Source organism: Thioclava sp. UBA3469 (genome assembly GCF_002378135.1).
Lineage (GTDB): Bacteria > Pseudomonadota > Alphaproteobacteria > Rhodobacterales > Rhodobacteraceae > Thioclava > Thioclava sediminum.
The window spans coordinates 1-8,196 of record NZ_DFRG01000042.1 but is presented as its reverse complement, the minus strand read 5'-3'; the positions used below and the strand labels follow the sequence as shown (position 1 = coordinate 8,196).

Annotated in this window: 7 protein-coding genes and 1 pseudogene; 6 read left to right on the top strand and 2 right to left on the bottom strand. The window is 64.9% G+C overall.

Annotated elements, in window-relative coordinates; all coding sequences use genetic code 11:
* A pseudogene (locus tag B3D39_RS03190) lies at window positions 1-584 on the bottom strand (hypothetical protein); the annotation flags it as partial.
* 234 nt (window positions 585-818) lie between these two features.
* Here B3D39_RS03190 and infC point away from each other — a divergent pair.
* From infC to B3D39_RS03165, 5 genes are all read left to right on the top strand, one after another.
* Window positions 819-1,361, top strand: a complete 543-nt coding sequence (gene infC / locus B3D39_RS03185; RefSeq protein WP_078549943.1) for a translation initiation factor IF-3 — start codon at window positions 819-821, stop codon at window positions 1,359-1,361.
* 659 nt (window positions 1,362-2,020) lie between these two features.
* The gene (locus B3D39_RS03180; RefSeq protein WP_286789370.1) at window positions 2,021-4,336 is read left to right on the top strand and encodes a glycosyltransferase family 2 protein; all 2,316 of its coding nucleotides are present in this window, start codon (window positions 2,021-2,023) and stop codon (window positions 4,334-4,336) included.
* A gap of 65 nt (window positions 4,337-4,401) precedes the next feature.
* Window positions 4,402-5,067, top strand: a complete 666-nt coding sequence (locus B3D39_RS03175; RefSeq protein WP_274963702.1) for an SDR family oxidoreductase — start codon at window positions 4,402-4,404, stop codon at window positions 5,065-5,067.
* A gap of 44 nt (window positions 5,068-5,111) precedes the next feature.
* On the top strand, window positions 5,112-6,155 hold the full coding sequence (locus B3D39_RS03170; protein ID WP_274963701.1) for a glycosyltransferase family 2 protein: 1,044 nt from the start codon (window positions 5,112-5,114) through the stop codon (window positions 6,153-6,155).
* Window positions 6,156-6,331: 176 nt separating this feature from the next.
* The gene (locus B3D39_RS03165; RefSeq protein WP_274963700.1) at window positions 6,332-7,270 is read left to right on the top strand and encodes a phosphoadenosine phosphosulfate reductase; all 939 of its coding nucleotides are present in this window, start codon (window positions 6,332-6,334) and stop codon (window positions 7,268-7,270) included.
* 93 nt (window positions 7,271-7,363) lie between these two features.
* Here B3D39_RS03165 and B3D39_RS03160 read toward each other — a convergent pair whose 3' ends face one another.
* The gene (locus B3D39_RS03160; protein WP_078605716.1) at window positions 7,364-7,576 is read right to left on the bottom strand and encodes a DUF1127 domain-containing protein; all 213 of its coding nucleotides are present in this window, start codon (window positions 7,574-7,576) and stop codon (window positions 7,364-7,366) included.
* 173 nt (window positions 7,577-7,749) lie between these two features.
* On the opposite strand from B3D39_RS03160, the gene B3D39_RS03155 reads away from it, so the two are divergent.
* Window positions 7,750-8,196, top strand: a 447-nt coding sequence (locus B3D39_RS03155) for an amidohydrolase family protein (protein WP_286789369.1), incomplete at its 3' end; no start/stop codon positions are given.

The following is an 8,196-nucleotide window of genomic DNA, read 5'->3' as shown; positions in this document are numbered from 1 at the left end:
GCCGCATTCGCAGCTTTCGCGGCCGCTTCCGCCGCCGCCGTTGCAGCCTTCGCGGCATCGGTGGCAGCCGCGCTGGCCGTATCGCTTGAGGAATCCATCGTGGCTGTCGCGGCCTTGCTTGCAGCCGAGGCGGCATCCTTGGCCGCGTCGCTCGCGTCGCCCGCCGCCTGCTGCGCGGTCTCGGTCGCTTTCGAGATGGTGTCGGCAGCGCTTTGGGCGGCGTCGGTGGCGGCGCTTTGTGCCTGATCGGCTCCGCTCTGCGCAGCCTCTTTCGCGGCATCCGCGGCATCCGCCGCCGCGTTCGAGCCCGCATCCATCGCGCCCGAGGCCTTTTCCTTCACGCTATCGGCCGCGTCGGACGCCGCCTGGCTCGCCTTGTCAGCGGCGGCCTTCACCGACTCGCCCGCGGACTTCACCGCATCGCTGGCCTTGTCGGCCATGCTCTTGTCGCCAGTCTCAGCGCCAGCCGCTGCGTTTGTCGTCGTATCGGTCGCGTCGGGCGAGTCCGTGATATCGGTATTGAGGATGATCAATCCGGCGGCCACCGCCAATACCACGATCGCCGCTGCCACAATCTTGTTCATCACGCTTTTTCCCTTAATTGTCTCTCTCTGCGGGCGCTATCCACCCCGTCTCGACCACTGGGCGCAGCCACGCATACGGACCGCTAATGCGCCGCAAACGCCTTTGCCCTGCCCGGCAGGACACAACGCGTTTCCTCCCTGCCTGGTTCCCGTGCCTTTGCGGTTGAATACGGCGGCACTCGGGACTATCTTTTCCGCCCGAAATTACTCAATGGCTACAGAAGGATTCCCACCATAGCCCGCAGACCCCATAACGCCCCGCCGACCCGTGACACCGGCCCCCGAGTGAACGGCCGCATTCGTGCGACCGAGATCCGCCTGATCGGTGCCGAGGGTGAGAATGTCGGCGTGGTTACCCCGCGCGAAGCGATGACCATGGCCGAAGAGGCCGGGCTCGATCTCGTCGAGATCTCGCCCAACGCCAATCCGCCCGTCTGCAAGATCATGGATTTCGGCAAGTTCAAATACGAACAGCAAAAGCGCGAAGCCGAAGCCCGCAAGAAGCAGAAGACGATCGAAATCAAGGAAGTCAAATTCCGCCCGGGCACCGATGTGCACGACTATGACGTCAAGATGCGCAACGTGGTGAAGTTCCTCGAGAACGGCGACAAGGTGAAGGTCACCCTGCGCTTCCGTGGTCGCGAAATGGCGCACCAGGATCTGGGTCTCGAATTGCTCAACCGCGTCCGCACCGATGTGGGCGAGTTGGGCAAGGTCGAGAACATGCCCAAGCTCGAAGGCCGCCAGATGGTGATGATGATCGCGCCGGCGAAATAACCGCCAGAGCATCGCGAGATGGTTTGAACCCTCCCCTCACCGGGAGGGTTTTTTCATGGCCCGTCGCGGGTGGCTCGTGCATTTCGAGGGGAGGAAAAATTAAAGCGCCGCGGGAGGGAGACCCGCGGCGCATTTTGGGGAAGAGACGAGGGAGAACGTCTGTTCCTCTGGTCGGGTTCTGTGCGGTTTGGGCCGCGTCAGGGAGATCAAGAACCCGATGCACTTGTGATATGGGAGTATCCGTGTGCTGAACTTGACTTAGGTCAAAATTCATCCGGTTTGAACTGCGACAAACTGTTCCAATGGTCACGTTTCTGGCAGGGTCGGTGAGCCGCGTGTGAGGAAAACCTTACCAGAAGCCTGACACCCCGCCTTCGGACCTGTCTTTTCGGGCTCTCAAGACACACGGCGCGATCACGCGAGCGAGTCGCCCCGATCGAACTTTCAGCGCCTTTTTCTTCCCGTCCCATCCGGTCTTGCGCGTGCTCCTCCGCGATTGCCCCGGTTTCGCCATTCCCACCGCGCGAAATCGCCCCGTTCGGAGGCGAAATCGAACCCCGGACAGGCGCGGCCCGGAATCGGGTTGCCGGCAATTGCGCGCTCTTTATCGCGTCACCCCCTGCGTGCTAGTTGGAACGAGAGGCAGTTTCGAGATCGATATGGGCAAGCAACGAGTGATCCGGCGCATCATGCAGGCGCAGACGGGCAAGCCCGCGCTGCTCGACGCGGTGGGCTGGACCGAGGACACCGATCTCGGGCCCCGTCACCATCTGCGCGCCTTCTTCGCCGCCCCTTCGCAGTCCGAGGATCTGAGCTTCGATGCCGTGCCCGGAGCTGCGCATCTGGCCGAGGGGCGCAATGTCGCGGGCGCGGTGATGGCAATCTACGAGCCGACCGAGCCGGGCCCGATTCAGGCCGCGATGACCGGGCCAGACGGGCCAAGCCTGCGCGAGATTACCCCCGCCGCCCCCGATTGGGAGATTTTCGAAGGCCGCAACTGCCTGTTCGGGCTGCGGCTGGAGGAGAGCGTCGAGACGGTGCTCGATTGGCTGAGCTGGCATCACGACCATCACGGCGCGACAGGCGCGGTGATCGTGAACCGCGCACCCGAGGACAGCCCCGCAGGCACCGGCGAGAGTTTCGCCGACGCACTGGAAGCGGGCATGGCGCTGCGCGAGCTGGACCTGCCAGTGGCGATCTTGGAAAGCCCGCTGCCGCTCGGCAAACCCGATCAGGGGCCGGAGAACCATGTCTTCCTCGCGCCCGACGCGCCCGGCAAAGACCGGATGGAGCCGCCTGCCCCCGATCCGCAGCGTAGCCCTCTGGGTCAGGCGCTGATTTTCGAGATCGCGAAATGGCGCTTCTTCGCGAAGGCGGCCTCGGTGCTGGTGCTCGACGTGACCGATCTGCTGGCCGCGCGCGAGCCGGGGCAGCCCTCGGCCTTCGAAGCCACGCAGGCTGCCGAGAACGGCGTGATCCTTCTGGCGGGCCGCCGCATCTACCCTTGGCGCGTGCGCAAGGATCAGCCCGCGCGCTTCCCCGACCATATCTGCCGCCAGTTCGACGCGCGGCGCGGCATCGCGCGCTGGGGCTGCGCGCCGCAAAAGGCCGGGCTGGAGAATACATGGCGCCTGCTGCGCGTCAGCTATTGTCGCCCCGATCCGGGGCTGACCTACGGTTTCTGGCGCGCGATGGCGCTGCGGGTGCCGGGAACCTCGCCTGCGGAACTGGCCCCCAAGACTTCGCTGGTCGAGGATGAACGCCTGCTGCACCTGTCGCGCGACATCTGGGGGTTCAAGCCGGTGCGCCCGCCGGTCTCCAAGGTGAAGGACGCCCCCGCCCAAGCGGTCGAGGCAGGCCGCACCGCCATCGTCACCACGATGAAGAACGAAGGCCCCTTCATCCTCGAATGGATCGCCTATCACCGCGCGATCGGCGTGGACGATTTCCTCGTCTATACCAACGATTGCACCGACGGCACCGATACGATGCTCGATCTGCTGCAGGCCAAGGGCTACGTCCAGCACCGCGAGAACCCGTTCCGCACGATGGTCGACATGAAGCCGCAGCACGCGGCGCTGGCGGCGGCGGAGAATGAGCCGGTAATCACCAAGGCGGGCTGGTCGATCTGCATGGATGTGGACGAGTTCATCAATGTGAAGATCGGCGACGGCACGCTGAAATCGCTGTATCAGGCGATGGGCGAGGCGAACATGATCGCGCTCACCTGGCGGCTCTTCGGCAATGCGGATGTCCATGCATACGAGGACAGCTTCATCACCGGGCAATTCACCCGCTGCGCCCCCGAGATCGTACGCAAGCCGCATCAGGCCTGGGGCTTCAAGACGCTGTTTCGTAATATCGCGCTCTACAAGAAGCTGGGCGTGCATCGTCCCAAGGGGCTGAACCCGGACCTCTGGGATCAGGTGAACTGGCTCAACGGCTCGGGCAAGCCGATGCCGCGCGAGATGTTTCGCAATGGCTGGCGCTCGACGCTCGACACCTATGGCTATGACTGGGTGCAGCTGAACCATTACGCGGTGCGCTCGGCCGAGAGCTTCCTCGTGAAGCGCGACCGGGGCCGGGTGAACCATGTCGATCGCGATCAGGGGCTGAACTACTGGTTCCGGATGAACCACAATGCGGTCGAGGATCGCTCGATCCAGCGGATGCTGCCTGCGGCTCGCGCCGAGTTCGACCGGATGATGGCCGATCCCGAGATCGCCGCCGCGCATCACCATTCCGTCGCCTGCCACCGCGCGAAGATCAAGGAACTGATGGCGCGCCCCGATCAGCGCGAGTTCTATGAGACCCTGACGTCCGCGCGGTTCGAAGCGCTCTCGCGGATGCTGCATGTCTTCGGCTCGGCCGTGTTCAACACCGGCCCGCATGTGATCCCCGACGATCTGCACGCCCGCGATCTGCCCCACGACTTCTTCTTCACCGTCGACGCCCCCGACGAGGCCACGCACTAAGCGCGGCGCCTTTACCCCTGCGCGTCCTGACCTAGCTCTCCGAGAAAAGGAAAGGATACGAAAACATGGCACGCATTTTCATCATCGGCGCGACAGGCGGCGTCGGGCATCGGCTGGTCCCGCTTCTGATCGAGGCAGGACACGAGGTCACCGCGCTGCACCGCAAATCCGAGCAGGCCGACAGCCTCCGCGCGATGGGTGCGACGCCCGTCCAAGGCGACCTGATGGAGCTGACGGCGGGAGATTTCGAACCGATGTTCGAGGGCCACGACGCGGTGGTCTTCTCGGCGGGGGCTGCGGGCTCCGGGCTGGAACGCACCACCCGGATCGATGGCGAGGCACCGCTCGACGTGATCGCCGCGATGAACCGGATGAGCGTGCCGCGGCTCTACCTCGTCTCCGCCTTCCCCGATGCCGGGCGCGGCAAGGAGATCAAGCCGGGCTTCGAGCATTACATGCTGGCGAAGAAGACGGCCGATGCCGCCGTGGTGGCGAGCGGGCTCGACTATGTCATCCTGCGCCCCGGCACGCTTCTCCATGAAGAGGGCGACGGGCGCGTCGCGCTGGCCCATGCGCTCGATTACGGCTCGGTCGCGCGCGGCCATGTCGCGGCTGTGCTGGCCGCGCTGATCGACACGCCCGAGATCAGCCATGAAATCCTCGAGCTGACCGACGGCACCGAGGAGATCGCGGCAAGCGTGGCCGCCCTGCCGCGCCACGTCGCCGTGTGATCCCAGACACTTGCGGGCGCGCGCGGCCTCACTACAGTGGCGCAATGCGTGCGCTCGCGATCACATCCGTCAAGAACGAAGGCCCGTTTCTGCTGGAATGGCTGGCCCATCACCGGGCCATCGGCTTCACGGATTTCCTTGTCTTTTCAAACGACTGCGACGACGGCACCGATGCGATGCTGGATCGGCTGCAGGAAATCGGCTGGCTGACCCATGTGCCCAATCCCGGCCCGTGGAAGGAAGGCCCGCAATGGGCGGCGTTGAAACAGGCCGATGCGCATCCGCTGGTGGCTCAGGCCGACTGGATCGCGGTGATCGACGTTGACGAATTTGTCACCATAAAGACCGGCGACGGCACGCTGGACGCGCTGATCGAGGCCGTCCCGCAGGCGACCGCTTTCGCGATGACATGGCGGCTGTTCGGCAATTGCGGCGTGGTCGGTTTCGAGGATCGCCCCGTCACGCAACAGTTCCCCCGCTGCGCGCCGCCGGACATGCTCTGGCCGTGGCGCGCGTCGATGTTCAAGACGCTGTTTGCTAATACCGGCGCCTATGGGAAGCTCGGTGTGCACCGCCCCCGTGCGCCGCAGGACGACAAGCTGGCGGGCACGCTCTGGGTCGACGGATCGGGGCGCAAGCTGCCGCCTCACTATCAGCGCCAGAAGCTGTTCACCCCGCCCGGCAGCGCGCCCTACGACCTTGTGCAGCTCAACCATTATCCGCTTGGGTCTATGGAGGGCTACCTCGTGAAATGCGACCGCGGCCGGTCGAACCGACAGGCCGGGGCCTTCGACATGTCCTACTGGGTGGAACGCAATTTCTCGGACGCCGAGGACGATTCGATTCGTCGCCACGATGCGGGCACGCAGACCGCCCTTGCCGAGCTGACCGCCGATTCCGACCTGCCCGGCCTGCACAATAAGGCAGTTATGTGGCGCAAAGCGAAGGCCCGCACGCTATTGCGCGAGGAGCCGTATCGCGCGCTTTTTGGCAGGCTTCTTCTCTGTCCGCCGAGCCGCCCGCTCTCGCCGCAAGCCGCTAAACTCATGGTTCGCCTCGCAAAAGCGGCGATTACCGAGAACCCGTGAACAAACGCAGCTGATTAGGCCGATTGTCGCCCATTAAGAAATGTGGCGGCAGATTCCTCGCTTGGCTCCTATTTGTGCCCCTTTCTTGCGGTGATACGTTGGTTGAGCAGAACTGGCGGTGTCCCGCCCGCGCCCGCAGCAAGCGAAGCGCGCACGAAAGCTGAAAAGAGGCGAAGGTGAACAAGGCAGACACGGACTGGCGTGCACGGCTGGAAGCGATCGCGGACGAGACCGGCTATCACGAGCCGCTCGGCGCCAATCACGAAGTGCTGTTCCACGACGACTCGCCCGTCCTGATCGTCAGCTTCGAGACCCGAGCGCAGATCGAGGCCGATCGCGACGAAGCCCTGCCCTTCGGCTACAAGATCGCCCGCGATGAGGGCTGGTCCGCACTCAGCGTGATCGCTTCGGACGAGAGCTGGTTCCGCGACCCCGCCATCTATGCCTATTTCGACCGTCTCGTCGACGAGGCCTTCTTCGAGGATTTCGACCGTGTGGTGTTCTACGGCGCGGGCCCCGGCGGCTACGCGGCGGCGGCCTTCTCGGTCGCAGCACCCGGCGCCACGGTGGTCGCGCTCGCCCCGCAGGCAACGCTCGACCCGACACTCGCGGGCTGGGATGACCGGTTCCCGCAGACCCGCCGCATGTCCTTTACCGATCGCTACGGCTTCGCGCCCGAAATGCTCGACGGCGTGGAGCGCGCCTTCGTCTTCTATGACCCGTTCGAGCGGCTCGACGCGATGCACGCAGCGCTGTTCGCGCGACCTTGCGTGTCGCTGATGCCGTGCCGGCATATCGGCCCGGACCCGGCGGCGGGGCTGCTCGACATGGATATTCTCGACGAGGTTCTGATCGCTGCGGGCGCGGGCAAGCTGACCCCGTCCCTGTTCTGGACCTTCTTCCGCGCCCGGCGGCTCTCGAAACGCTACGTGATCCGGCTGGTCGACCACCTGCGCCGAGCGCGCCGCCCGGTGCTGGAAGCGATCCTGTGCCGCGCAGTCGGGACCAGCCAGAACCGTCCGAAATTCCGCAACCGCTATGAGGCGCTCGCCCAGAAGCTCGCCGAGCAGGGGGTCGAGTTGCCGGAGCCACAAGAACGGGCTGGCGCGGCCTGAGCCCCGAACGAGAGACTGAAACGTAAAAAGGGCGCGCCCCGGCTTGGGCACGCCCTTTTTCAATGCGAGACGCCGGAGCGCCCCGAACCGCGATCAGATGTAGAAGCGGTCGCGGAACACGTGGCGCACGATGCCGTCACGGGTCAGACCCATATCGGCCAGTTCGGCGTCGCTTTTCGCGTCGAGCGCACGGATCTGCTCCTGGCGCGACTGGCGCTCCATATAGGCGACGAGGCCTTGTGCGATTGCGTGGCCCATACGGGCAAAGATCGATTGTTCGCCATGGGCGGTGGTAACGAATGCCATTGGAAACCTCCTGAGGTTCAGCGTTCAGGTCGTTTTCTCCCTTGGCACTGAATTTAGGTCAGCCTTGCTGCCAGTGGTACCGCCATCTCCGCATCCCCGCCATGCAATTGCTGCAGCGCGGCATGCGCGCTCCCTCTGGATTTGCACGCAGCCTCGGGCTAAGGACTTTTTTCATGAGCACGATCACCCTGCCCCGCCCCGATGACTGGCACCTGCATCTGCGCGATGGCGCGATGCTGGAAGGTGTCGCCCCCGAAACCGCCCGTGATTTCGCCCGCGCGATCATCATGCCGAACCTCGTGCCCCCCGTGGTGCGCGGTGACGATGCCGCCGCCTATCGCGAGCGCATCCTGAAGGCGCTGCCCGAGGGGAGCGATTTCGAGCCGCTGATGACGCTCTACCTGACCGAGAAGACCGATCCGCAGGATGTGGCGCAGGCCGCAGCCTCCGGTCTGGTCAAGGCGGTGAAGCTCTATCCGGCGGGCGCCACGACGAACTCGGACTCGGGCGTGCGCGATTTCGACAAGGTGCGCGGCGTGCTGGAGAAGATGGCCGAGATCGGCTTGCCGCTTTGCGTCCATGGCGAGGTGACCCGCCCCGAGATCGACATCTTCGACCGC